Here is a 25,116-nt window from a genome sequence, read left to right as displayed (position 1 = left end):
TTTAAAAAGATGAAAAAAATAGTATATTTTACCTTACTACTCACTATCATTTGTTCTAGCTCTTGTAAAAAAGCATTACTCGATGAAAATGATCCAGGTAAGCTTTCTACCGCTAATTACTTCACCAAAGTGGCGGATGCAACAAGTGCATTATATGGAGCGTATGTAGCTTCGAGAGAAGCATTTTACAAAACATACGCTTGGGACGGCGCTTCTGATATGATGTATAGTCGTATCTCTGGCAGACCCTATTCTTATGGTCCGACAAGTTCATTTGGATCGGGCTTATCTCGTCACTGGAATGATTTGTACAGAAGTGTAAATAGAGCGAATTACGTAATTGAGAACACAAGAGGAATGCTTGCAAAAGAAACGGTTGCCGCGAACATTGACGAATTGCATCGTGTAGAAGGCGAGGCCATGTTCTTAAGGGCGATTACCTACTTCAGATTAATAGACTTATGGGGAGATGTTCCTTATTATGAAAATATATTAAATGGCAATGCGGAAGCATACTCATTAACCAAGACTTCCAAAGCAACCATTAAGGATAAAATTATTGCAGATTTAGATCTTGCGGCAACTTATGTTCCTATTACAGTAATAAAGAGTGAACAAGGGCGTGCAACTAGAGCTGCAATAATTGGCTATAGAGGAAAAATTAAATTGTATTGGGCATGCTGGGCAAAAAATGCGGGAAATACTGCAGAGGCTACTACCAATTATAATGGAGCGGCGGCTGATTTTGCAGAAATCATGAAACCAGCGTATGGAAGATCGTTGTATAATGCAGGTTTGCCAGGTTCAGCCATTGCACCGTCCTATGGTGAGTTGTTTGATGGAGCGCACGAAGATCAAGCGTATGCTTCGGAAATTATTTTTGCATTTACAAATGGTGGCCCGAACTTTGGCGCGTCAGATGGGCAATCGGATCAATTTTATGGAGATACGTATTTGTATGATTTTGGAACAAGGAGTACAGGTGCAGGGGGGGTAAATGTAGCACCAACGATGCGTTTGGTGAATAGATATCAATTACTTTCAACAGGGGGTTTTGCTCCTCCAGTGGTTCCTTTAAATCCTGGATCGGCTGCTGATGCAAGAACAAGAACAAATTCTGCCTTAAACCCAGAAAGTTATGCAGGTAGAGATTACAGACTTCAAGCTACTGTAATGTGGGACGGGACCACTATTAATGAGATTTTGGCTGATGGAACAGTAACCTCTAGAGTGTTAACTTTCCAGTTTAAAACCACTGCACCAACACCACCTTTCATGTTTTCTGAAGGTGCGGTTACTGGTTATTTATATCGTAAATATATTCGCCAGATTAGTGGTTATGCACGTGAAAGTGGTCCACAAGATTCGTGGATGATGCGCTTAGCAGATGTATATTTAATGTATGCAGAAGCGGTAAATGAAGTGAGTGGGCCTACTGCAGAATGTTTCGATTTGGTAGATAAAATTAGAAAGCGGGGTAATTTACCTCCGTTAGATCGCTCGGTATTTGCAACGAAATCTGCGTTTTTTGATGCCATAGAGCAAGAACGGATCGTAGAGCTAGCTGCAGAAGGAAGCAGATTTTTCGACCTACGTCGCTGGAATAAAGTTGAAGAAACTTGGCCTCAGCCAAATGGTTATACCGCTGTTGATACCTGGAACATATTTATTCGCGACGAATTTAAAAATGCAATTGCTAGAGATTTCCAACGCTTTTATATCATGCAAATTCCAGGTACAGAAATTCTAAATAACCCTAAGCTTACCCAAAACGAACCTTGGCTATAATTATAATCGTAAAAAAATGAAGAAATATATAGTAGTGATCACAGTAATCTGCAGTATTTTAACTGCGATATCGTGTAAAAAATATCCCATAGACGATAACGGCTTACTAATTACCGAAAATACTACCTGCTACATGAGTAGTTTTAGTTTAGTGGGAGCAGACAATCAAACTGTTTTGGTTAGTCCGCTAACGTTTACAAACGGAATCGACACCACCAAATTAACTGTTACGGGTATTGCTAAATTTGGCACAAATCTTACCAAAGTTAAGCCCTACTGTGCTTTAGGGTCAAATGATATGTTAGTTGAGCCATTTATGGGAGTGTGGACAGATTTTACGCAACCCCAAACATATACCTTGGTATCGGGTAACCGAAAAATTAGAAAGACCTATACCATTACCATAACCGTACAAAAATAATTATAGTATTATGAATAGATTTTATACACTCCTATTTTCCTTGGTTGTGATTACGGTTTTAACCCAATCTTGCAAAAAGGATGACGACGAAAGTGGGTCGTTAAGCAACCAATTTCTTAAGCGCACTACTGCTCCCTTAATTGTTGGCGAGAAAATTGAATTTGCCTATGCCATGGGAAGCACCAATGGCAAGTTAAGTGGGGCAGAAGCCATGGCAAATATTCCTGGCGCAAGTGGAACGATCTGGGAAATTGTAACCCACAGAACAGTGAACGCAATCGATATTACCAAAGTTGTAGGTGCCAATAGTGTTACCAATGGAGGTACATCATCGGTTAGTATTTTAGATACAAATGCAACTACCTTGCGTTATTTTTATGTGATACCAGAAGCGGCACGTGGTAAAGAGTTGAACGTCAAATTTTCATCAACCACCAAAGCTGGCGAAACTGCAACTACAACTACACCAAATTATCGAATTTCCAATATGGATATGAAACGCCTGATTCCAGTTGTGGGAACAGCAACCGGTGCACGTTTTTTCTCTATTGCTGATATGAAAGCCTACACTGAGGATGAGGTTAATGCTGGTAATTTATCGAGCAAAATAGATTTTGTATACGCTTATGCCCTAACAATAACCCCAACAACAACTGCTTACAACTACGGTCATTCTTTAGTTTCACCCTCAGAAGCAACCTATTTTCCTGCTGGTTTTACGATTAATCCTTCGTGGACGAAGAAATCTACTGCTATGGAACGTAAGTTAGGAAATACCTTTTACGATGGGCAATTAAAAGGGGATGTGAATAATAGTATTTTTGTAGATGATATTGATTTAATTCAGCAAGAATTTAATGGCTCTGCAAAATTTGCGCTTACCTTGGTAGCTGATGCTAGCGTTTTTATGAAAACTGCTGACGGAAAATATACGGCGCTAATCTATATTAATTCGATTAACAATGCAGGAAGTAGTGCAATTATAAGCCTGAAAAGGATACAGAATTTTTAATAAGGTATAAGTTGTTTTATAGTTAAGAGGGGAGCCGGTAACGGCTCTCTTTTTTTATAAGGATTTTCGGCTAATGCCGATTAATCGTTACTTTTTCCTTTGGATGAAAAAGTAACGCTAGGAGAGGTATGCGTCCAATATCCGGCCTCGTCGGATGAGCGTTAAAAAAATCACTGAGAAGAGCCGAAAGAAATAAAAGCTGTTTGATTTTTAGCGAAGCCGGTGCAGCCTTGATTTATTCATTAACCTTTATATTTTCATGGGTATTCATGCTCTCGCAAGGCTCGAGAGTGTTAAACTTTTTATCAAGAAAAAGTTTAAAATCACTCGGCGAAGTCGAACTTCTACTTCACTTCATCCCAATTAAACGTAACCCGTTTCCCATTTAACTTCCACTGCGTTGGAAACTCATTGCTTAACCAATCTATTGGCTCGGCAGTTGGCAATTTCTTGGCTGCAGTGGCAAAGCATTGTTTAATAAATGCTTTTTGCTCAGTTCCCGTTACTTCTTCGGGTGCTGAAATAAAAAGGGGTGTACCACTTTCAGCTAATAATTGCATCCATTGCTTGTTATTTGTCCATGATATAGCTTTCGATAACCCCACGCAATCGCCATCGGCCGAGTAAAAGTGATTATGTTGTATGGTTCTAAACCCTAAAGTATTTACACCCATTTTTCGGGTTCTACTCCATTCTCTGCTGCTGGTATCGTCGCCAATGCGGTTAATTTCGAATAGGCCGGCCGATAAATGGCTGATGGTATTACAACCCAATAAGTACATGGAACCTGCAGATTCCCTAATGGCTTTGTAAAGGTTTAAAATTAACTCTGCAGTGGTTTTAGTTCGATCGTTAAAATGCCATCCAGGCGACGTAATATCCTCTTTCATATTAAAACCCCATTTACCAAGCATGTCATATGTAGTAAAGTCATGTTTCACTAAATCAAAACCCCATTCATCATAGGTTTTAATGTTAAATTTAACCCGCGCTAAATTCTCTTCAATACCGGGGTCCAACACTTGTTTGGTGGGTGATGTACGCCCTGGAATAGCTGGTAAAATTAAATTTTTGTTATCCTTGTAAGATGCGCACAAGGGTCGTGTCCATAAACCAGGTCGCATTCCTAATCCCCTAATCTGGTCCGCAACTAATTTCATGTCTTTAAAATGATCATTCGGTTTTGAAAAATCATCTTGCCAACAGCAATCGTTGGGGAACAAGGGCGAATATGCTGCCCAGCCTGAATCGATAACAGAAAAGGGTTTATTATTGGTGTCTGTAGCTAACTCGGCCATACGCGCAGTATGATTTAATATGATCTCGGCCGAATTTATGCCATAGGTTATGTACCAATCGTTTATCCCATACACAGGGTTTTTAGGCAATAACGGGTGCTCGCACATCATTTTGCAAAAGCGACTAGCTGTAGCAAAGGTATTTTCACTTCCTTTGCTTTGGGTAGCAATAATTTCGGCGGCTTGTAAAGTTCGGTCGCCTAATACTACTCCACTTCCTCCATTGCGTGTGTCTAAGGTGAGCTGCATGTTGCCTTCGCCAACTTGCCAGCTACAAATGGTAGCACATCCAGTTTTTACGCCAAAGCAGGTGGTTTCTTTATCATCATACTGTATAAAATACCAAGGCATTCTAACTCGAAAGCTTGGTTTTTGAAACTGTAAATCGCCATATGTTCGTTCCCAATGATCGCCCATTACCTTTGTTTGTTGTTGCGTAGCGTACTGCCAAACTAAGATAACATTGCTTAACGCGAGTTTCGAAGCGTTCACTTCGATTTTAAGCGCATCCTTAACAAAAGATAACTTTACCCAAACATCTTTGTAAGCCCATAATCCAGATCCGTTAGCCAGGAGCTCGTGCACGCCATCGTCGAGCGTAGCGAAAACCTTTTCTGGCAATTGTACTAACTTGACATCAAAATTATTTCCATAAAGTTGATTGGTGAAAAGTAGCCCACCTAGGGCGGCACCACTTAAGTGCAGAAAATTACGCCTGTTCATGTAGTTTTAATTTTTTATGAGCTTGATTACCTTCCACGAACTTTTTGCGATTACGAAATTCTAAAGGCGACTGCCCCATGATATTGCTAAATAGTCTTGAGAAATAATAAGGGTCGCTAATGCCTAGTTTATAGCTGATTTCTTTGATATTGTTATTTGTGAATTCTAAATACTGACAAGCCTTTTGTATTTTAATGTGATTAAAATAGGCTAAGGGAGGGTATCCGGTCTTCTTTTTAAATAAAGCTGAATAATGTGAAGGAGAAATTAAAGCTTGCTCAGCCAACTGCTTTAATGAAAGGAGATTATGTACGTTTTCTCGCATGTAAGCAATTGAACGGTCGATTGCATCTTCTATAACATTTCCAGAAGTGTTATGGAATAAATCTGGATAGCTAAACGAAGAAAGAAAATGCCATAAACACATGTTTATGTATTGTAAATTTGCATCACTATAGCCTTTTTCTAAAATAGTGTACATGTTATCGAAAAGCTTAATCCGCTCTTCTGAATAAGAAATACTTCTCGAAAAATTCGTGCCGTTTAAGCTCAATAAATCTGATAATTCGCCTGCAAATGTACCTCTAAAGTGCATCCAGTAAATAGACCAAGGATGTTTCTCGTCTGAACCGTATTTATGCGGCATTGCACCTGGAATAATGATAAATTGATCGCGTTCTACTGAAATTTCTTTTCCATCGATCTGAATCCAACCTTTCCCATCTACACAATAGATTAATATTTGTCCAGGTGTACCCGTTTCGCGTTCGCGATAATGAAATTTTGCTTTTGGATAAAAACCAATGTCCGTGATGAACATGTTGCTGATCAACGCCGATTTGCGGTAACTCTTAATCACCTTGTCTGGCAGTACAATTGCTCTTTGTCCATTAAATCCTTCACTTTTTCTTACATGAGGCGCTATAGGTTCAACTAGTTCTGCTATCATTTTGGAATCAATTTATTAATTAGCCATTCGTTAACTTTCACATTTTGCTCAGGGAATGTCCAATGCCCTGTTTCTTGGGCTACAAATACTTCTTTTGGAGCGGTAATACAATTATATGCCGAATAAAATGAGGTGGGTGGACAAGTTTCGTCGTTATAGCCCCAAGAATAAAATCCTGGTACTTTAATTCGTTTTGCGAAATTAACTACATCGTAATATTTTGAGGTTTCGATTTTCGCAGGGGTTGCATAAGCAGGTGCATTACCCGCATTAAAAATGTGTGGCCATCCGCCCGCACGGTTGTGAAGGTAGCCTGTTAAATCGCTCAATGCTGGATAAAGTGCTACTAAATATTTTACCCGTCTATCTAGCGCGGCGGTTACAATAGAAAGTGCGCCTCCTTGGCTACCGCCATATACCGCCATTGTGTTTCCGTCGAATTCAGGCATGGTGTAGATGTAATCAATCGCTCTCACGCAGCCTAAATACACTCTTTTGTAATAATATTTATCTCTATTGTCGAGATTGATAAATGGATAATCACTTAATCCCGCATTTGCTAAATTTAGGTACACATTGTTATCCATTATAACCGGAATACCGTGTATGCCAATTTCTAGGGTGATAATTCCCTTTTCTGCGGTTTCTATATCTCCTCCATAGGCACGAATACCTGCACCTGGAACTTTTAAGATTGCTGGATATTTGCCCGGTTTTTTAGGTACACATAAAATTCCGTATATGCGACCCCCATTTCTATAATTCTGTATATTAAGTTGGTATACGTTTACTTTTTCGGTACATCGCTCTGTTAATAATGTGAGTTTAGAATCTAAAGGGATTTTTTCGTTTTGTTTCATTGCAGTTGCCCAAAATTCATTAAAATCTTTAGGTGTTTCTGTAGTAGGCTTGATGTTTTCAGCTTCGAATGCTGCAGTAGCTAGCCCTCTGTATTTTTTTCCATCAATATCAGCCGTAACAATACAACGTAAAAAGCCGGGGGTTTTCATGGTGCCGCCATCAACGGTTAAGTTTCCATCAATCACTCTGGTTTCAGTACTGGTTGCTGGCATTTGCTCTGGCCCAATTTGAATACTAGCCTTTACATTTTTAAGCGTGTTGTTATGATGCGTAATAGAAATAATAAATTTTACTTTTTCACCAACTTTGTAATTCCAATCGGCATGATCGGCCGCTACGCTGATATTGTAATAGGTTTTTGCAGGTTGCGCATAGCTAATTTGCTGTGCAAGGAGAAATAAAAAAAGAAACCGTATTGTCTTCATAGTTAAAAAATTTAATTGATAATAGGAGTGATACGAATAGCAAGACCATTATTCTTTTGAATCCGGTAAGAAAGTAAGGTTTCGCTGGTTATGATTTTTGTTTCGATGGCTACTTTAGTTAAGGTATTTAATGTGCCATCGTCTGCATATATAATCGCTTTATAATTTACACCTTTTTCTAAGAAATTGCAATTGATGGTTAAATTTCTTGCTTCTGAAGTTAGGCTGCCGATATACCAATCTTTGCCTTTTTTTCGGGCTATGGTTGCATATTTACTAATATTGCTTTCGAGAACTTTGGTATCATCCCATACCGTAGGCAATGAATCGTAGAACGCTAGTTCTGGAACTTCATTAATTATACCTTCGTTCGCTGGATTATTTCTTTTTCCTGCTGGGCGATCGTACCAGTAAATAAATTGCAACGGACTGTATATGCAGATGGTTTTAGCCAATTGAGCCGTATGTGAACCCATTTTGTCGATTCTTTTGGTAAAATAGGCATTTGTTTGGTCTGCCGCACCTGCAAGCATGCGGGTAAACATAGTGGTTAAGATGGTTTCGTTGGTGGGGCTTTCTTCGTCGCCACGAACACCTTCTTGTGTTATAAGGTTTGGATAGGTACGGCTGTAGCCTGTAGGACGATATTCGTCGTGTACATCGACCAGCATTTCGTATTTTGCAGCTTTTTGAATAGCCTCGTGTAACCACGTTGTCCATTCTTGTGCGCCCACATTTACAAAACCGAATTTAATGCCTTTGATTCCCCATTGCTTATACAGCGGTAAAAGCTCATCTAGCTGCTTTTCTAATGCTCTTCTGTTTACATATAATAGTATACCTATATTTTTCGATTTTGCGTAAGCAATTACGCGCTGTAAATCTAATGGGCCCTTCGACCGTGCCGGGTCGACCATTACTCGCGTAGCATTAGAGGTATCTGCATCTTCTTTGCCGTACCAACCTGCATCGAAACTTACATAAGCAATATTGTGCTTGGCAGCGAAATCGATTACTTCAAAAGAACCATCGGTAGTTAAGGAATTTTCTCTAATTACCTTTCCAGGTTTTATCCAACTGGTGTTTTTAATTTCATTGGGCGCATTTAAATTAAGTAACAAGTAATTTTTTGCTAACAAATCTCCAGGAGAATGTCCAATTAATACATATCGCCATGGAGATTTTAAATTTGAAGTAGCAGTTACTTCGCTCGATAAAATACTACTCAAAACATTTTCTCCACTGTTAATTAATTTCATTCGTGCAAAATCTACCAAACCAGCCTCACCCAACGCAAAATAGCAATCTTCGGCTTGTTTAATGGTCATAGGCCGCTCGCTTGCCTCTTTAATTTCGTTGATGGTTTTTGCTTTAAATAATCCCTGTGCATTCGTGCTTACCCAAGCTGTATCAGTTGGCGCTAATAAAAATTCAGATTTCTCTTTGGTTAAGGTAAGCTGCGCATCTTTTTTTACCAGGTGGTACTGATACGCTATGCCTTCGTTGTAAATTCTAAAATTAATGGTTATTCTGCCTTCACTTTTAGATTTGTTGCCTAAAACAATCGACAAAGCATTATAATGGTCTATAATTAAATTTTTCTCTCCGTAAACAGGTTTCCAGCTCTTGTTTACACTATTTCGCTCGCTGCTAATAATTCTCCAGCCCGTTACGGCAATTGCTTCTTTAAGTTGTAGACCAATGTTAATTTCTTTAATCAAAGTTTTACCCTTAACTAAAATAGTATATGTAAGCAATTGGTCGAGCTTACCTTTTGCGTTAATGATTGTTGTTATTTTGCCATCTGGACTACTAAGCTCCTGTTTTGTTTGCGCAAAACAAAGGGTATAGCCAAAGCACAACAGGAATAAAATTATTTTTTTTTGAGTATTCATAAGGGGGTTGGTTTTGATGTGGTACCATCTTTTGGTAAATCGATGGTATACGTTTTAGTGTTAATGATAATGCTTAATAAACCGCCTTTATGTTCAGGGTCGCTTGCATATAATTTGCCATTTGCAAGGAGGAGTAAACAGGCTTTGTTGGTTTTAATTTCTTTGTTTTTATAGGTCAGTTTTGTAGGTTGATAAAATGCCATCATTAATGTTCGATCACTAAAAGCTACTGCTTGGCAGTCGCCCATATTTTTAACAATCTCCCAAATTGGGCGATTAACCAATTCTATTGTCGCTTTTGGAGTTAATACATTCGCTAAAACGTAACCCGTATTGGGTATTGAAGTTCTGTGTGTTAAAACTGGCATAAATACTTGGTCGGTAATCAATTTACTCGATTGAGATTTATTAATGCTCAACCAAGTTCCACTTGCTTTTCCTTTAAAAACAGAAATGCTGTCGGTTTGTAAAGGAATATAAGCAAAGGCCCCATGATGGATCCACTTCTTATTTACGGTTACCTTTCCTTGCATTCTGCTTTGGTCGAGTGTAGTATAAGGGCTTTTGACAGTCGATTTTAGATCGGCAATTAAACAAACCACTACATTGCCATAACTTGCCCACATCTTTTTTGCAGTAAGCGCATGTGTACTCTCTTTGCCAAGCATTTCATAATCCATGGCAGAAAAACCGTATGATCCATTAGTTACGGCCCCGTTAAACGTTTTTTGTCCAATTTTTTCGGCACCTTCAAAAGCGGTAACGCCTGGTAAATGATCCCATTGCCAAACAGGCATCAGGTTAAAGTATTCATTACCATTACTAATTAAATATGTGTCGCCACTGCTAAGTAATTTACCTTTTAAATTCTCATTATTAATTGCCTCTGCCGGTAATGTTCTTTTAGATAAGGTTTTTAGAAAGAAACTAAATCCAGCTTGGTGGTAAGTAGCGAAATCGGAGTAGGGAAAGTAATGAAATCCCCTTAAGGTGTATTTTCCATCCAAGCTGTTTTTAAAAGCAATAATCTCAAGCTTTCGTTCAGGTGATAAGGCTAACAGAAAAGGAATTAATACAGTATAATTTGTTCTTTTAAGGTAGGATTCTCTGCTTACAGACCTATCTATCGTACTTGGCGGGTTGTTAACTCCTCTGGCCGACCATTGTATGCCATTCAGCAGAGCGTTTACAATGAGGGCTGTTTTTTGTTTAGGATAGGCCCATTTGCTATGATCTAATTCCCATGCTAATCTCGTATTGTCGATAAAAAATGGCTCTCCGTAATGTGCAATTTGCAATCTTTTTCCATGTTGATGAAAACTATAATCGGGTTGAATCCCTTCTGAGGTGCTTATCTTAATCTCGTTTTGCAATAAACTGGCAGTTTTAGTGATTAAGTCTTCATTATGCGTAAATAACCCGTAATAAAGACCAATACCTGCACTCCAAGTTAAATTTGCGCCGGTTCCATTAATGCGGTACTGACCTAGAATAGCCAATGCATTTTTAAATTGCTCCTCGCTCCATTGGTTCTTCAGTAAAACCATTGCAGTTAAGATGGTTTGTGGCACGCCAATTTCATTGTACCACCAATTTTTACTTTGATATTTATTTACATACCAATTGCCTAAAGCAGTATTAATTACGTTTAATAAATTGGCTTTATGATAGGTGGGCGATAATGGATTTGCCCATGCAATAGCCAATGTATTTACACGATTTAAATGTGAAATTGGCTGCCAATCGTTAACATTCGCATCGCTATAATTAAGATCTTTCCACTTCCCAGTTGTAGAATCGAATGTACTTAAAGTAGATGAAATGGGTTGAAGTGGATTTGTGGCTAAAATATAGCGATAGTGACGATTAAGAATCGAATCAATCGTATTTTGCGCAGTAGCATCACTCTTTACAAGATTGAGAAAAAATATCAGCAACAACACCAGTTTGTTCATAAAGAATTAATTAGCTTTAATTTGGTTTTACGATAATTAGACTAGGTTGACAGCGCTACTCAAAGGTGTTGCAAATTTCTAAAGGTTTAATAGAATTTATTATGAATAAAATGGACTATATTATTATTTATATAACTAACTATTGCTAAAGAAGATTTAAAAATTACTTTTATAAACCGGTAAATGATAAATACTAATGGATAATATACTTAATAAAGCTAGAAATTATTATATTCAATTAATACAGAAATTAAAGCGAAACGAACTTCTTAAATTTTTATGTATTTTAAGTGGCTGGCTATTAATCGCTTCTTGTTCGCCTAAGCTAAATACACCTGCTAAGCTAAATATCGGCGAAACTTTTAAAGTGATGACCTACAATATTCACCATGCCAACCCAACTTCTAAGACGGGGCTAATTGATCTAGGTGCTATCGCTGCCGTAATTAATAAAGAAAAGCCAGATTTAGTAGGCTTGCAAGAAGTAGACCGATTTACGAAACGGTCTGGCAATACCGACGAAGCAAAGGCCCTAGCCGAAAGAACAGGCTTAAATTATTATTTTTTTAAAGCAATTGATTACGATGGTGGCGACTATGGTGTGGCCATTTTAAGTCGTTACCCAATTAAAAACCCATTAAAATTAGCGTTGCCGCAAGTTGCAAAAGGAGAACCTCGGGTATTATCGTATGTAGATGTTGTTTTACCAAATAAAACTATTCTAACTTTCTCAAATACCCATTTAGATGCCACGCGCCCTGATAGTAACCGTGTTGCGCAAATGAAAACGATAGTAAATGAACTTAATACAAAAAAGAATGCCATAATCCTGGTGGGCGATTTAAATTGCGAATCGAGAGCTGAACCTATAATTTTATTAGATCAATACTTTAAAAGAAGTTGTGTAAGTAATTGTTCACCAACTATTCCACAAGATAAACCGACCAAAACGATTGATTACATCGCCTTACGCAATGCCAATTGGAGCGTAAAAGAGCATCGAGTAATTTCAGAAGTATATGCATCCGATCATAGGCCTGTTGTGGCGGTGTATCAACTAAAATAAGGATGAAAAAACTGTTTGTTCTAATTTTAATGGTTTGCGCAAGCATCAAGGGTGTTGCAGGCGAGCCAAAAGAGGCCATTTATGCTATGATTAAGCGCATTTTGCCAAATCATGCACAATACTTCGAAATTAATTTTATTGATAAAGAAGCCGAAAAGGATGTTTTTGAGTTGAAATCTAGAAACGGCAAAATTTTATTGAGCGGCAATAACTATGCATGGCAACGCTATGGGGCAAGCAACAAATTTGCCGACGAAGCCTGGCGAGTGTTGAGAAAAACAGTGTATTCAGGGGGTGTTTTGCCGGGTGGACCTGAATCAATCATTACCGGAAGGCCAACCTTAGCTCCAACTACAAGAGGAACGCGTCCGCAAAAAAATTATGTGCCGAAAGATTTTCTTCCAGCATGGAAAAATCTAATCCTAGCTTCCGCACAATTAAAAAACAGTGATGGCTTTCAATACGATTTGGTTGATGTAACCCGTCAGGCACTGGTTAACTATGCAGATACCTTACAGCGCCAATTTGCAGCAGCCTATAAAAGTAAAGATGTCGATAAATTTAAGCAGTTGAGCGATGAATTTGTGCAGTTGATGGACGATGTAGATCGGCTTTTAGCCACAAGAAACGATTTTTTACTGGGAAAATGGATTAACGATGCGCGAAAGTGGGGCGTTAATGAAGAAGAAAAAAAACTATTCGAACGCAATGCAAAAAATCTAGTTAGCCTTTGGGTGACGAAAAAAGTACCTTAAATGAATATTCGTGCAGGCAGTGGTCGGGCATGATAAATGGATTTTATAAACCGAGATGGATTCAATATTTTAATTACGTAAATTCACAATTACGTGCTAAAAAAGGAATCGATCAAACTGCTTTCGAAACAGCAATAAAGAAATGGGAGTGGAAATGGGTCAATAGCCAAGAGAAATATGCTGATCAACCCATCGGGAATTCGGTTGCAGTGGCCAATCAATTGTATCGAAAATATTATAAAGAAATAAATGCTATTTTTAATTAAATCATCCATTCTTTGTAAAAATACGTCCATTGTAATGCTAAAAACAAACAACCATCTTTAACAGAATCTAATAAATTAAATGAACGCATCTACTGGTAAATACATTCTTGCAATTTCTTTTATATCTGCCTTAGGCGGATATCTCTTTGGTTTCGACTTCGCTGTTATTTCGGGTGCTTTACCTTTCTTACGAACAGAGTTTATGCTCGACGCCTGGTGGGAAGGGTTTTTAACCGGATCACTGGCACTAGGTTGTATTGTAGGTTGCTTAATTGCAGGAACACTCACTGATCGATACGGTCGTAAACCTGGATTAATGCTTTCCGCTATTATTTTTGCATTATCATCAATTGGTATTGCCTTATCGCCTAACCTAACCTTTTTTGTGGTAATGCGTTTTGCTGCTGGAATAGGAGTTGGAATGGCTTCTATGGTATGCCCCATGTACATCGCCGAAATTTCTCCTGCCAAAGTTAGGGGCAGAAATGTGGCGATTAATCAACTTACCATAGTAATCGGAATTTTAGTAACCAATTTGGTAAATTACCTATTGGCCGATAGTGGTGTGGATGCTTGGCGATGGATGTTCGGTTTAGGAACTATACCCGCACTAGTATTCTTGGTGGGGATATTGTGGTTGCCAGAAAGCCCCAGATGGCTATTAAAAGATGGACAACCTGAAAAAGCTAAAGAGGTGCTAAAAAGGATGGGCGCTGAAGATTTTGTAGAAACTACACTAAAAGCCATTAATAAATCATTAGTTGGTGCACCAAAACAAAGTTATAGAGCCGTTTTCGAAAAAAGTGTTCGTCCAGCTGTAATTTTAGGCATTACCCTAGCAGTGTTTCAACAACTTTGTGGTATAAATGTAGTTTTTAACTATACTTCCACCATTTTCGAGTCGGTAGGGGCAAATTTAGATCGTCAGCTTTTCGAAACCGTTTCTATTGGCGTCGTAAATTTGGTATTTACCATTTTGGCCATGTGGCTGGTTGATAAATTAGGCCGCAGACCGTTAATGCTAATGGGTTCTATTGGTTTATCAGTGCTGTATGTAGTGTTGGCTTTTATGCTTCAAAATAGTTATTCGGCCGGACTAATATCGATATTCGTGTTGCTTGCAATTAGCGTATATGCAATTTCTTTAGCTCCGGTAACATGGGTCTTAATTGCAGAGATTTTTCCGAATAAAATTAGGGGCGCAGCGTCGTCGGTTGCCATTGTATCGCTTTGGACGGCCTATTTCATCTTGGTATTCACCTTTCCAATCTTGGCGAAAAAACTAGGTACGTATGGGCCATTCTACCTTTACTCGGCCATTTGCTTTTTAGGTTTTCTCTTTATTCGTAAAAAAGTGAAAGAAACTAAGGGGCAAACCCTCGAAGAATTAGAAGAAAATCTAGTTAGACATTAATTAAAATTTTGTAGAAGAAATAAGACGTCGAATGGAAAAATCGTATGTAAACGTATGGGAGGAAACGGTAATTATACCTACTTATAATGTAGGTAAACCAGACAAAAACCCGATGTTCTTCGAAAAACGTGTATACCAAGGGAGTAGCGGGGCGGTTTATCCACATCCTATTATCGAGAAAATTTTCGATGAGAAAGAAGATAAGCAATATAAAGGCCTATTTTTAGAGAACGAATACATTAAAATTATGATTTTGCCAGAACTTGGTGGCAGAATTCAGATGGCATACGATAAACTAAAAGAAAGACATTTTATTTACTACAATCAAGTCATAAAACCTGCTTTAGTAGGTTTAACGGGGCCGTGGATCTCGGGAGGTATAGAATTTAATTGGCCACAACACCATCGCCCTAGTACATTTAGCGCTGTTGATTATAAAATTGAAGAAAATGCCGATGGGAGCAAGACGGTTTGGGTAAACGAAATCGAGCAAATGTTCCATACCAAAGGAATGGCTGGTTTTACTGTCCACCCCGGTAAAGCCTATATTGAAATTAAAGCTAAGCTTTTTAATCGCTCTACCTTACCACAAACCTTTTTGTGGTGGGCAAATCCAGCCGTAAAAGTTAATGATTATTACCAATCTGTTTTTCCACCAGATGTGAATGCTGTATTTGATCATGGTAAACGCGATGTATCCAGTTTCCCGATTGCAAAAGGTACCTATTATAAAGTAGATTATTCGCCTGGAACCGATATTTCTTGGTACAAAAATATTCCAGTGCCCACCTCGTACATGGCCATAAATTCAGATTACGATTTTGTTGGAGGCTACGAACACGACACAAAAGGGGGATTGTTGCATGTGGCCAATCATCATGTGTCGCCCGGAAAAAAGCAATGGACTTGGGGGCATAGCGATTTTGGTCAGGCATGGGACCGGAATTTAACAGATGAAGATGGTCCCTATATCGAACTGATGACGGGAATGTTTACCGATAACCAGCCCGATTTTACCTGGTTGTTACCAAATGAAGAAAAATCCTTTACTCAATACTTTTTGCCCTACACGGAGCTTGGCTTGGTGAAAAACGCTACGAAGGACCTACTTTTAAGCTTGAATAAAGAAGAAAACGATGCCATCATCAAAGTGTACGGAACATCCATTCAACCGAATATTACAGTGGTATTAACTTGCAAGAACAAGATTGTTTTTGAAGATACCACAGATATTAATCCTAAAGAAATATATCTGGAGAAAGTGGGGATTGAAGTTGATTTTAAGGAAGAAGATCTAGTTTTAACATTAAGTAATTCCGCAGGAAGGCAACTAATCAGCTATGCTGCAGCGAAAAATCGAATTAACGAATTCCCGGCACCGGCACAACCTGCTTCAATGCCAAGCGAAATTAAAAACAACGAGCAATTGTTTTTAACTGGGCAACATTTAGAACAATACCGCCATGCTACTTATCATCCTGTTCCTTATTACGAACAGGCCTTGAAAAACGATGCTGGCGATATTCGTTGTAATAATGCTTTGGGTTTATGGTATTTAAGAAGAGGACAATTTGCAAAAAGCGAACCTTACTTTAGAACAGCTATTGAAACCAGCATTTCGAGAAATCCAAACCCTTACGATACCGAAGTGTATTATAATTTAGGAGTATGTTGTAAATTTTTAAATAAGGTTGATGATGCTTATAAAGCATTTTATAAAGCAACATGGGGAAAGGCATGGCAAGATAGTGGCTATTTTGAAGTGGCAAAAATTGATATAAGTCGCGGCGACTACGAATTGGCAGTAAGACACCTAGATTTATCGCTCAATAGTAATGTAAATAACAGTAGGGCTTATGTGTTAAAAGCGAATGCCTTAAGGAAGCTTAATCTACTAGAAGAAGCTAGTAATGTTATTCTCCAAAGTTTAACCAGAGATGCATTTAATTTAGGGGCTTTGTTCGAACAGGCAAAATGTAAACCCGAGGCTAACGAAGAAATTGTAAATGAAATACTAAGTCTTTCTCGTGGCGATGCGCAGAATTTTATCGCCTATGCACTCGACTATTCGAATGCTGGTTTGTATGAAGAAGCCATCGCATTTTTGAGCTTAGCAAAATTAAATCATCCTATAGTAGGTTATAGCTTGGCTTATTTTAACTTCCAATTGGGAAATAGGGAAGAAGCTTTGGTTCATTTAAATGAAGCAGAGCAGACAGATTCGTACGTATGTTTCCCAAACCGATTAGAAGAAATTGCCATTTTACAGTTAGCTATTGAATTAAATCCTTCTGATGCAAAAGCGCCCTATTATCTTGGTAATTTATTCTATGATAAACGCCAGTATAACGATGCCATCGCCAATTGGGAATTATCAGTACGCAGAGATTCTCAGTTTCCCACAGCGCTGCGAAATTTGGGAATTGCCTATTACAATAAATTAAACGATTCTGATAGGGCGCTAACTTTTTTTGAGAAAGCTTTTGCCCTAGATCAAACCGATGCTCGCGTATTAATGGAACTTGATCAGCTTTATAAACGGTTAAATAGAAACCCAGAAGATCGCAGCCTGTTTTTAATGAAGCATCTGCAAACCGGCTACAAGAGAGACGATTTATATTTAGAGCAGGTTACCTTGTTAAATTTTTTAGGCGAGCACGAAAAAGCATTGAAGTTAATAAACAAACGTCAGTTTCACCCTTGGGAAGGTGGCGAAGGCAAAGCTTCTGGGCAATACTTGTACAGTTTAATTGAATTGGCTAAGCAAGCAATTCAGCATAACGAATTTGAAAAAGCGATTTCGTTTTTAAATCGTGCACAAGTTTATCCTCACAATTTGGGCGAGGGAAAGTTATTTGGTACACAAGAAAACGATGTTTTTTATTGGTTAGGTTGTGCTTATGAAGGATTAAAAGATCGCAATCTTGCTAATTTTTACTTTAAAAAGGCAACCATAGGGCTGGCAGAGCCATCGGCGGCGATGTTCTATAACGACCAACAACCGGATAAGATTTTTTATCAGGGTTTGGCTTGGGTAAAATTAAATGAACATCAGAAAGCGGGCCAAATCTTTAACAATTTGATAAACTACGGCAATGCACATGTAAACGATGAGGTTAAATTGGATTATTTTGCAGTTTCCTTACCAAATCTGCTAATATTCGAAGACGATTTATGTTTAAGAAATAAAATTCATTGCAAATTTATGATTGGCTTGGGGTTATTGGGCTTGCAAAAAACCAAAGATGCAACCCTTCAATTTGAGGAATTGTTAAGATTAGACAAAGCACATCAAGGGGCAAAATCGCATCTAGCGCAGTTGGCGGATTAAAAAAAAGAAGCCCTAATATTCCTTAACTTCTGAATGGTTAAAAACTTACTCAATTCTTTCCCACCCCTGAACCGTATACATTTTCTTCCAGTAATTTCCACTGCGGGTAATTTTGCCTTTTTTGCCATCCCAACTCAGTTCTGCCCAGCCATATCTTCCTTTTTCGTAATCTAGAGTGTAACTATCATCTTCTAATAGCTTTAAAGTATGTGTGGGTGTGCCATATACTTTGCAGTTGATTTCGAAAACCGTACCTGGCGTAATAAACTCAACTGGCTTTGCCAATGGTAAAATTGTCCCCGATTTAATAAACATCGGGATTTCGTCTAAAGACATGGTAATCGAATACGATTGTCCGCCTTCATATTTCTTGTTTGTATTAAAATCGTACCAAATGCCTGTTGGGAAATAGACTTTTCGCGTAGACGCACCATCAATAAACGGAGCGCACATAATCTGGTCGCCCATCATGTATTGATTATCTATTCGCCATGCTTTCACCTCATCTGGAAAATCGACCACCAAGGCACGAAAAGGGGGAGTGCCTTCAAATTTATATTTAGCAAAGGAAGCATACAAGTAAGGAATTAAACGCATACGTAATTCGATTAATTTTTTCGCTTTTGCTTCAAGTTCTTTATAGTTAGGTAATGCAATTCCGTTATTGTTCTTATCGCGATCGTACTGAAACCAAGGCAGATTTTTTAAAAACCAACAATCTACTACCATGTGCGACGACATTAAAATGGTTTGTAAACGCCGAATTAAATCTTCATCGCTTTTTGTTTGGCGTACCTCGGGCGACCAGTTAACACCTGCAAAACCAGAGTTTGCAATCATTCTCACAAAATCAGCATGATTATACATGTCTGTATACAGTGCCGAAGTATGTGGCGAAGCAAATAGATAAGATGCTCTTACTTCTAACATCGTTCGTTTGTTTTCTTTGCGGTATTCGTCTAAAATTGTTTTACTGTAAGTTAAACCTAACAATTGCCGCATCTGGGTTCCGTCTACTCCAGAAGGGAATTTAGCAATATCAGGAAAGCTCCATTCGGCATTGGCTTCATGATAATACGCCCCATCACTTTCATCGAGCTTAAAGCCAGAAATGCCCTTCTTTATGAAATTGGTATTGTGATAGTCGCCAAATATAGATCTGGCTTTAGGCAATACAAAATCAGGCACTGCGCCTTTCCATACTGCATAATCGCCCGAATAAGGGGTAATGGCATCGAAAATAGGTGAAGTAGGGTGCACATAGGCATGTTCCCATAAACTTAACTTATAATTCATGCCATGCATTACGTTTAATAAGCTATCAGGATTTGGAAAATTTTTATCGTTCCATGTATAAGAGCAAGAGTAGGAGGCCGATTGCCAACCAGGTTCCAAACCGAACATATCGCAGGGAATTTTATTTTCTCTAAAATATTTGCTGAAATTGATGACTTCTTTTGCGCCAAAATCTCCTTTAGCACGGTATTTTAAGCCTAATCCCCACAATGGTGGAAGTGAACCCCCACCAGAATATAAATTATAACGCTCAATTACGTTTTTCATGGTTGGGCCTTCGAAAATTAACATTTCCATGCCTTTTGCACCATCGATAATAATTTCTACATCATTTGATGATTTATATTTTTGCTTGTATAAGGCAGCAGTTGTGGTTTCGACATTTGCTTCGGCCTTAATTTCTTTTTTAATGTTGATAGATTCTTCCAGCTTGTGCTGAGAGCCCATATAAAATGTTGTATAACGTGCGGTATTAATTAGAACGCCGTAACCTTTCGAAGAAATGTAAAAGGGCATGGGGGCGTGACTAAAGCCCACGTTCCCAACGGTCCAGCTATTGGTTCGCATTTCACGTCTTAAACCACGTTGTTCGAACGTATTTACTTGCAATCCGAAGCCATAAATGCGTTCGCTAGCCTCCATTTTTAGCTCTGCAAGCACTCCTTTAGCAGTTTGCTTAAAACTAATGTCGGCCAAAGAAATAGGGGAAGTGGAAGCATTGGCAAGCTTTTGCAGCGCTGTTAAATTTGCTTCTTCTTTAAAGTCTGATGGTTTATGCTCTTCTTGAGTGCCGTAGGTTATTTTCCAAACACCGGGCGCCACTTTTTCAATTTGCTGGGCGCTTGCAGTTTTAAAAAACGATAAAAATAAAAGAAGTAGGGCTAGCTGTTTCATACCTGTTTTTAGATGCATAAATATCTTTTTTTTGCAGGTCAAAAACAATGGACATAATGTTGGTTTATTTGGATTAAAAGTGTGTATTATGCAAATGCTTCCTCAATAACTTGAGTATAAAAATCTTTCAATTCTACACCCATAGCTGCCACTTGTTGTGGAATAAAACTCGTTGCCGTTTGGCCTGGAATAGTATTGATTTCGATGAAGTAAAAATTACCTGTGCCCGTTTCTAAGAAATAATCGATACGTACAATGCCTTTACAATTTAGTTTTTGATAAACTGCGGCTACAACACGCTCCACTCTGTTTTTTTCTTCATCACTCATTCTTCCTGGCGTAATTTCTTCGGTGGCCCCAGGCGTATATTTCGCTTCGAAATCGAAAAATTCGTTCGCAGGGATAACTTCTGTGGCCGGCAAAACCACAATATTCCCTTTGGTTTTAAATACACCAACAGAAAATTCCCGACCTTCTACAAATTCTTCTACAAGCACTTGATTATCTTCCTTAAATGCTTTGTCTAAAGCGTCCTTTAAGTCGTCTAGGTATTTAACCTTAGACATGCCAATGCTACTCCCTCCATTATTAGGCTTTACAAAATAAGGTAGTTTTAACTGGCTCGAAATTTCAGTTAAATTGCTTTCATCATTATTAAAAAGTTGTAGCGATTTGGCAATATTTAAATCCGTTATTCCATCAACAATAGCTTTAGTATACCCTTTATTCATGGTAATTGCCGAAGTTAGCGCATCACACGTAGTGTAAGGCATGCCAATCATGTCAAAATACCCTTGTAGCTTGCCATCTTCGCCTGGAGAACCATGGATAGCAATAAATACGACATCGAACTTTATTTTCCTTCCACTTAAGGTTAACGAAAAATCATTTCTGTCAATTTCTATTTTAACCGAATCAGCAGGTTCGTAAAACCACCCATTTTCGGTAAGCATTATTTTGTACACCTCGTATTTAGTAGTGTCGATATGTTGAGCTATTGTGGCAGCGCTTTTTACCGATACAACCCATTCTCCAGTAGTTCCGCCTGTTAATAATGCGATAATCTTCTTCATGTTCTTTTAAAAATAATACCAACAAATATAAATTAGTTGACGGAGATTTGATTTTAATTGAGATAAAATATTTTTTTAACCTAAATTTGAACTGTTATCTACACTAAAGAAAGTTAAATGAGCAACTTTATTGCCTACCTAAGAACACGATCATTTAGAAATAACCTTATTGCTGCCATTTGTACCGTTGCTGCGATTTTATTAATTGCTTTTTTTAGCTTACGTTTTTACACTAAGCATGGCGAAGGTCTAGATGTTCCAGAAGTGAAAGGATTAACTATTTCGCAAGCCGTTAGTAAGCTAGAAGAGTTCGGATTGCGTTACGAGATCGATTCGGTATACGTAAGCGATAAGCCTCCAGGTATTGTAACCGATCAAGATCCTGAAGCTGGTACCTTTGTAAAGGGAAACAGAACCATTTATTTAACCATTAATGTAACACAGGCACCTAATGTTAAATTCCCCGATATCGAATTTAAATCGCTCCGCGAAGCACAAGCTGTTTTAGAAAGCTATCGATTAAAAGTTGGCGACACCACCTATAAACCCGACGTAAGTAAAGATGTAGTATTAGAAGCTCTTTTTGGTGGTCAGCCCATCAAAGCAGGCGAAGTGCTGCCTACAGGGTCTAGAATTAGTCTAGTTTTAGGCGACGGTAGAGGTAACGAAGACGTAGAACTTCCTAATTTGACAGGATTTACCTTAGACGAAGCCCGTTTTTCACTACGTGGATCTATGCTCAACTTAGGTACCATTACGTCAGATGGCTTGATTACAGATTCGGCTACGGCAATAATCGTATCCCAATATCCATTAGCCGCCGATAGCGTCGTTAAAGTGAAAATAGGTTCACCAGTAAATGTTATCATTACCAATAAAAATCAATAATTCTGTATACAAATACAATGAACAACAACAAAACTCCAATTAAAAATACCACGAAAGCCATAATTGCTATTGCTATCCTTATACTTTTGGTGGGCGGTTTTATGGGATTAAAGTTTTATAAGACTTATTTCGCACCGAACGTAAATGGAAATCACGAATACTTATACATTAAAACAGGCGCTACCTACGATGATGTATTAGCTAATCTGCAATCAAAAGCAATGTTAAAAGATTTCGCATCTTTTGAGCATGCAGCAGCTAAAATGAAATTAGCAACGAGTGTAAAACCCGGTCGCTACCGCCTAAAAGGAGGATGGGGTAATAGAAGTTTTATTAATATGTTAAAAGCAGGAAACCAAGATCCTGTAAAACTTAAATTCCAAAATATTCGTAAAAAAGAAAATTTTGCTGCCTATATGGCTAAAAATATGGAAGCCGATTCCCTAGCTTTTATCAAAGTGCTTGATTCTGCAGATTTGTTAGCAAAATATGGTTTTAACAAAGAAAATAGTTACACCTTATTTATTCCGAATACCTACGAAATGTATTGGAACATTAAGCCGATTGATTTTTTCGAAAAGATGCATAAGGAGTATGTAAAGTTTTGGAATACCGAACGTAAACAAAAGGCAGCTAAACTAAATCTTACGCCTATTCAGGTTTCTATTTTAGCCTCTATTGTAGATGCTGAAGCTCTTTACGATAAGGAAATGCCCATTATTGCTGGCTTATATCTTAACCGTTTAAATAAAGGCATTTTACTACAAGCAGATCCAACAGTGATTTTTGCCAATAATGATTTTACAGTTAAGCGGGTAACGAATAAATTGTTAGCAGTTGATTCGAGATATAATACCTACAAATATCAAGGTTTGCCACCAGGGCCGATTATGATGCCCAGTATTAACGCGATTGATGCGGTGTTAAACCGACAGGTAAACAGCTACATTTATATGTGCGCAAAAGAAGATTTTTCGGGTTATCACAACTTCGCCGAAACTAAAGAACAACATGAAATTAACGCAAAAAAATATAGACAAGCATTAAATAAACAAAAAATCTATAGATAATGTTTGTATACGAAAGCAAAGTAAGAGTTCGTTACATCGAAACCGACCAGATGGGTATTGTTCATCATGCAAATTATGTGCAATATTATGAGTTAGCGCGCACCGAGTGTTTCGAAGCCTGCTCGGGTATGAGCTATGCCACCATGGAGGCCGAAGGAGTGATGTTGCCTATTTTAGAGATACAATCCAAATATTTGAAACCAGCTTATTATAATCAGGTGCTCACCATTAAATCAATAGTTAAAGAATTGCCTTCTGTTTTTCTTTATGTAGAGTACGAAATTTATAATGAGGAAAAGGAGCTGATAAATACAGGCAAAACAACATTGGTTTTTGTAAGAAAGGAAAGCCGCAAGCCATGTAGACCTCCTAAAAATTTCATGAAAAATGTAACACAGTATTTTCAATAAACTATGAAATAGCCATGTGCCGAATAGACAAGAAAGGAAATACATGGCGTATTCCATATGACAATTAAAGATATATCAAAAACATATGAACTGGGTACACAGGCAATTATTGAACTTAAAACTTTATTCCATGTTTATTGCGTGGACAAAAGTTTGCGTATTGCCCGGATTTAGCCCACTGCCAATTTATACAGTCGCTGTTTTTTTCTTTAAAGAAATAGGGAAGGAGACCTTGGTAAATAAAGCCTCATCTCTTGCCTATAACTTTATGTTGGCGATATTTCCGGCGATTATTTTTCTTTTTACCTTAATTCCATATATCCCCAAGAGCATTGGTTTTCAAGATGAGTTGATGAAGTTGTTGGCGCTAATTTTACCCAACAATGCCTACTTAGCTTTCGAAAGTACCATTAATGAGATAGTAAATATCCAGAATGGAAGTTTGTTGTCTATTGGTTTTATTTTATCGTTGTTTTTCGCAACCAATGGAGTACACAAACTAATGATCGCCTTTAATAAGTCGTCGCTTATTGTAGAAACACGTACCTGGTTAAAACAGCGCCTAGTTGCAATTATCCTTACCGTTATTATCGCTTTTTCAGTGATCATCTGCATTGCAGCGATGGCGCTGGGAGAAATTTCATTAACCTACATAAAAGAAGAATTAAACTATGAGGGTAATTTAACTTATTATGCAATAGATTTAACGCGCTGGACTTTATTAGGAAGCTTATACTTCGTTACGGTTTCTATTTTGTATCGATATGGTCCAGCACATGCTAAGAAGTGGAAATTTTTTAGTGCAGGTTCTTGGTTAGCTACCCTGTTGGCTTTTTTTACAATCTGGGGATTTTCATTTTATATTGACCATTTTAGTTCTTACAATAAACTGTATGGTTCTATAGGAACCTTAATTGTGATCATGATTTGGTTGTATCTAAATTCATTAATATTGTTGGTGGGCTTCGAATTAAATGCCAGTGTAGATTTATCTAAGCGAAGTGTTAAAATTATCCGCCCAAACTTCAACATCTTCAAAAAACCACTCCCTGTAGAGAATAAGTTAGAGAAATCTTAATTTTTTCTACCTCTGTTTGAAGTAATTAACCTTTTTTTGAAAAAAATATCAGTCCATAGTTTGCAGATTTAACTAGAGTTTGTACTTTTGCGGCGGAGAGTTGGCAGAGTGGTCGATTGCGGCAGTCTTGAAAACTGTTGACTTGTCAAAGGGTCCGCGGGTTCGAATCCCCCACTCTCCGCAACCTTTTAAAGGTATAAGCCCTTAGTTTAATGCTAAGGGCTTTTTTTGTGCTCTAATAATTTTAG

Annotated in this window: 19 protein-coding genes and 1 tRNA gene; 13 read left to right on the top strand and 7 right to left on the bottom strand. The window is 38.0% G+C overall.

The features are described 5' to 3' along the window. The first annotated feature begins 9 nt into the window (after positions 1–9). The 3 genes from WG904_RS11230 to WG904_RS11220 are packed head-to-tail and all read left to right on the top strand — an operon-like array spanning position 10 to position 3,221. A complete protein-coding gene (locus tag WG904_RS11230) occupies positions 10–1,788 on the top strand; it encodes a RagB/SusD family nutrient uptake outer membrane protein (protein WP_339579410.1) in 1,779 nt (592 codons plus the stop codon). A gap of 16 nt (positions 1,789–1,804) precedes the next feature. Next, on the top strand, positions 1,805–2,209 hold the full coding sequence (locus tag WG904_RS11225; RefSeq protein WP_339579409.1) for an SGBP N-terminal domain-containing protein: 405 nt from the start codon (positions 1,805–1,807) through the stop codon (positions 2,207–2,209). Positions 2,210–2,219: 10 nt separating this feature from the next. Then, complete coding sequence (locus WG904_RS11220; RefSeq protein ID WP_339579408.1) at positions 2,220–3,221, top strand: DUF4466 family protein; 1,002 nt, start codon at positions 2,220–2,222, stop codon at positions 3,219–3,221. Positions 3,222–3,565: 344 nt separating this feature from the next. On the opposite strand, the gene WG904_RS11215 is transcribed toward WG904_RS11220, so the two are convergent. Genes WG904_RS11215 through WG904_RS11195 form a run of 5 tightly spaced genes read right to left on the bottom strand, consistent with a single transcriptional unit; the run spans position 3,566 to position 11,327 of the window. Beyond that, a complete protein-coding gene (locus WG904_RS11215) occupies positions 3,566–5,242 on the bottom strand; it encodes an alpha-amylase family protein (protein WP_339579407.1) in 1,677 nt (558 codons plus the stop codon). Continuing rightward, entirely contained in the window at positions 5,229–6,191 is a 963-nt protein-coding gene (locus WG904_RS11210; protein WP_339579406.1) for an AraC family transcriptional regulator, read from the bottom strand. The genes WG904_RS11215 and WG904_RS11210 overlap by 14 nt, the downstream gene beginning before the upstream one ends. Further along, entirely contained in the window at positions 6,188–7,477 is a 1,290-nt protein-coding gene (locus tag WG904_RS11205) for an acetylxylan esterase (protein WP_339579405.1), read from the bottom strand. The genes WG904_RS11210 and WG904_RS11205 overlap by 4 nt, the downstream gene beginning before the upstream one ends. An 11-nt stretch (positions 7,478–7,488) precedes the next feature. After that, on the bottom strand, positions 7,489–9,372 hold the full coding sequence (locus WG904_RS11200; RefSeq protein ID WP_339579404.1) for a glycoside hydrolase family 97 protein: 1,884 nt from the start codon (positions 9,370–9,372) through the stop codon (positions 7,489–7,491). Continuing rightward, a complete protein-coding gene (locus tag WG904_RS11195; protein WP_339579403.1) occupies positions 9,369–11,327 on the bottom strand; it encodes a polysaccharide lyase family 8 super-sandwich domain-containing protein in 1,959 nt (652 codons plus the stop codon). The genes WG904_RS11200 and WG904_RS11195 overlap by 4 nt, the downstream gene beginning before the upstream one ends. A 196-nt stretch (positions 11,328–11,523) precedes the next feature. On the opposite strand from WG904_RS11195, the gene WG904_RS11190 reads away from it, so the two are divergent. The 5 genes from WG904_RS11190 to WG904_RS11170 all read left to right on the top strand — a co-directional run bounded on the left by WG904_RS11190 (position 11,524) and on the right by WG904_RS11170 (position 18,159). After that, positions 11,524–12,393, top strand: coding sequence for an endonuclease/exonuclease/phosphatase family protein (locus WG904_RS11190; protein WP_339579402.1), 870 nt, complete (start codon positions 11,524–11,526; stop codon positions 12,391–12,393). A gap of 2 nt (positions 12,394–12,395) precedes the next feature. After that, positions 12,396–13,148: an alpha-N-acetylglucosaminidase C-terminal domain-containing protein gene (locus WG904_RS11185; protein WP_339579401.1), complete on the top strand. Its 753-nt coding sequence runs from the start codon at positions 12,396–12,398 to the stop codon at positions 13,146–13,148. After that, positions 13,124–13,414, top strand: a complete 291-nt coding sequence (locus WG904_RS19690) for an alpha-N-acetylglucosaminidase C-terminal domain-containing protein (RefSeq protein WP_339579400.1) — start codon at positions 13,124–13,126, stop codon at positions 13,412–13,414. Before WG904_RS11185 ends, WG904_RS19690 begins: the two co-directional genes overlap by 25 nt. 79 nt (positions 13,415–13,493) lie before the next feature. Then, a complete protein-coding gene (locus WG904_RS11175) occupies positions 13,494–14,828 on the top strand; it encodes a sugar porter family MFS transporter (RefSeq protein ID WP_339579399.1) in 1,335 nt (444 codons plus the stop codon). A gap of 31 nt (positions 14,829–14,859) precedes the next feature. Further along, a complete protein-coding gene (locus WG904_RS11170; RefSeq protein WP_339579398.1) occupies positions 14,860–18,159 on the top strand; it encodes a tetratricopeptide repeat protein in 3,300 nt (1,099 codons plus the stop codon). A gap of 45 nt (positions 18,160–18,204) precedes the next feature. Here WG904_RS11170 and WG904_RS11165 read toward each other — a convergent pair whose 3' ends face one another. Continuing rightward, on the bottom strand, positions 18,205–20,349 hold the full coding sequence (locus tag WG904_RS11165; RefSeq protein WP_339579397.1) for a glycoside hydrolase family 31 protein: 2,145 nt from the start codon (positions 20,347–20,349) through the stop codon (positions 18,205–18,207). An 86-nt stretch (positions 20,350–20,435) separates the two neighbouring features. Beyond that, positions 20,436–21,422, bottom strand: coding sequence for a D-alanine--D-alanine ligase (locus WG904_RS11160; RefSeq protein WP_339579396.1), 987 nt, complete (start codon positions 21,420–21,422; stop codon positions 20,436–20,438). Between the two features lie 117 nt (positions 21,423–21,539). Between WG904_RS11160 and WG904_RS11155 the strand changes: the two genes are divergently transcribed. From WG904_RS11155 to WG904_RS11135, 5 genes are all read left to right on the top strand, one after another. Continuing rightward, positions 21,540–22,310, top strand: coding sequence for a PASTA domain-containing protein (locus WG904_RS11155; RefSeq protein WP_339579395.1), 771 nt, complete (start codon positions 21,540–21,542; stop codon positions 22,308–22,310). 17 nt (positions 22,311–22,327) lie between these two features. Next, complete coding sequence (mltG, locus tag WG904_RS11150; protein WP_339579394.1) at positions 22,328–23,380, top strand: endolytic transglycosylase MltG; 1,053 nt, start codon at positions 22,328–22,330, stop codon at positions 23,378–23,380. After that, positions 23,380–23,790: an acyl-CoA thioesterase gene (locus WG904_RS11145; protein WP_339579393.1), complete on the top strand. Its 411-nt coding sequence runs from the start codon at positions 23,380–23,382 to the stop codon at positions 23,788–23,790. The genes mltG and WG904_RS11145 overlap by 1 nt, the downstream gene beginning before the upstream one ends. 85 nt (positions 23,791–23,875) lie before the next feature. Continuing rightward, complete coding sequence (locus WG904_RS11140) at positions 23,876–24,868, top strand: YihY/virulence factor BrkB family protein (RefSeq protein WP_339579392.1); 993 nt, start codon at positions 23,876–23,878, stop codon at positions 24,866–24,868. A gap of 94 nt (positions 24,869–24,962) precedes the next feature. Beyond that, positions 24,963–25,049: transfer RNA gene (locus WG904_RS11135), tRNA-Ser, on the top strand. The last annotated feature ends 67 nt before the right edge of the window (positions 25,050–25,116 follow it).

This window comes from Pedobacter anseongensis, from assembly GCF_037482965.1.
GTDB lineage: Bacteria > Bacteroidota > Bacteroidia > Sphingobacteriales > Sphingobacteriaceae > Pedobacter > Pedobacter anseongensis.
The sequence above is the reverse complement of the archived record's forward strand: the minus strand, read 5'-3'. Positions and strand labels throughout refer to the sequence as shown.

Coding starts and splice junctions, on each gene's coding strand:
- WG904_RS11230 (WP_339579410.1), top strand. CDS start 10: ATGAAAAAAATAGTATATTTTACCTTACTACTCACTATCATTTGTTCT.
- WG904_RS11170 (WP_339579398.1), top strand. CDS start 14,860: ATGGAAAAATCGTATGTAAACGTATGGGAGGAAACGGTAATTATACCT.
- WG904_RS11165 (WP_339579397.1), bottom strand. CDS start 20,349: ATGAAACAGCTAGCCCTACTTCTTTTATTTTTATCGTTTTTTAAAACT.
- WG904_RS11210 (WP_339579406.1), bottom strand. CDS start 6,191: ATGATAGCAGAACTAGTTGAACCTATAGCGCCTCATGTAAGAAAAAGT.
- WG904_RS11140 (WP_339579392.1), top strand. CDS start 23,876: ATGAACTGGGTACACAGGCAATTATTGAACTTAAAACTTTATTCCATG.
- WG904_RS11225 (WP_339579409.1), top strand. CDS start 1,805: ATGAAGAAATATATAGTAGTGATCACAGTAATCTGCAGTATTTTAACT.
- WG904_RS11155 (WP_339579395.1), top strand. CDS start 21,540: ATGAGCAACTTTATTGCCTACCTAAGAACACGATCATTTAGAAATAAC.
- WG904_RS11145 (WP_339579393.1), top strand. CDS start 23,380: ATGTTTGTATACGAAAGCAAAGTAAGAGTTCGTTACATCGAAACCGAC.
- WG904_RS11200 (WP_339579404.1), bottom strand. CDS start 9,372: ATGAATACTCAAAAAAAAATAATTTTATTCCTGTTGTGCTTTGGCTAT.
- WG904_RS11185 (WP_339579401.1), top strand. CDS start 12,396: ATGAAAAAACTGTTTGTTCTAATTTTAATGGTTTGCGCAAGCATCAAG.
- mltG (WP_339579394.1), top strand. CDS start 22,328: ATGAACAACAACAAAACTCCAATTAAAAATACCACGAAAGCCATAATT.
- WG904_RS11195 (WP_339579403.1), bottom strand. CDS start 11,327: ATGAACAAACTGGTGTTGTTGCTGATATTTTTTCTCAATCTTGTAAAG.
- WG904_RS11205 (WP_339579405.1), bottom strand. CDS start 7,477: ATGAAGACAATACGGTTTCTTTTTTTATTTCTCCTTGCACAGCAAATT.
- WG904_RS11160 (WP_339579396.1), bottom strand. CDS start 21,422: ATGAAGAAGATTATCGCATTATTAACAGGCGGAACTACTGGAGAATGG.
- WG904_RS11190 (WP_339579402.1), top strand. CDS start 11,524: ATGGATAATATACTTAATAAAGCTAGAAATTATTATATTCAATTAATA.
- WG904_RS11220 (WP_339579408.1), top strand. CDS start 2,220: ATGAATAGATTTTATACACTCCTATTTTCCTTGGTTGTGATTACGGTT.
- WG904_RS11175 (WP_339579399.1), top strand. CDS start 13,494: ATGAACGCATCTACTGGTAAATACATTCTTGCAATTTCTTTTATATCT.
- WG904_RS11215 (WP_339579407.1), bottom strand. CDS start 5,242: ATGAACAGGCGTAATTTTCTGCACTTAAGTGGTGCCGCCCTAGGTGGG.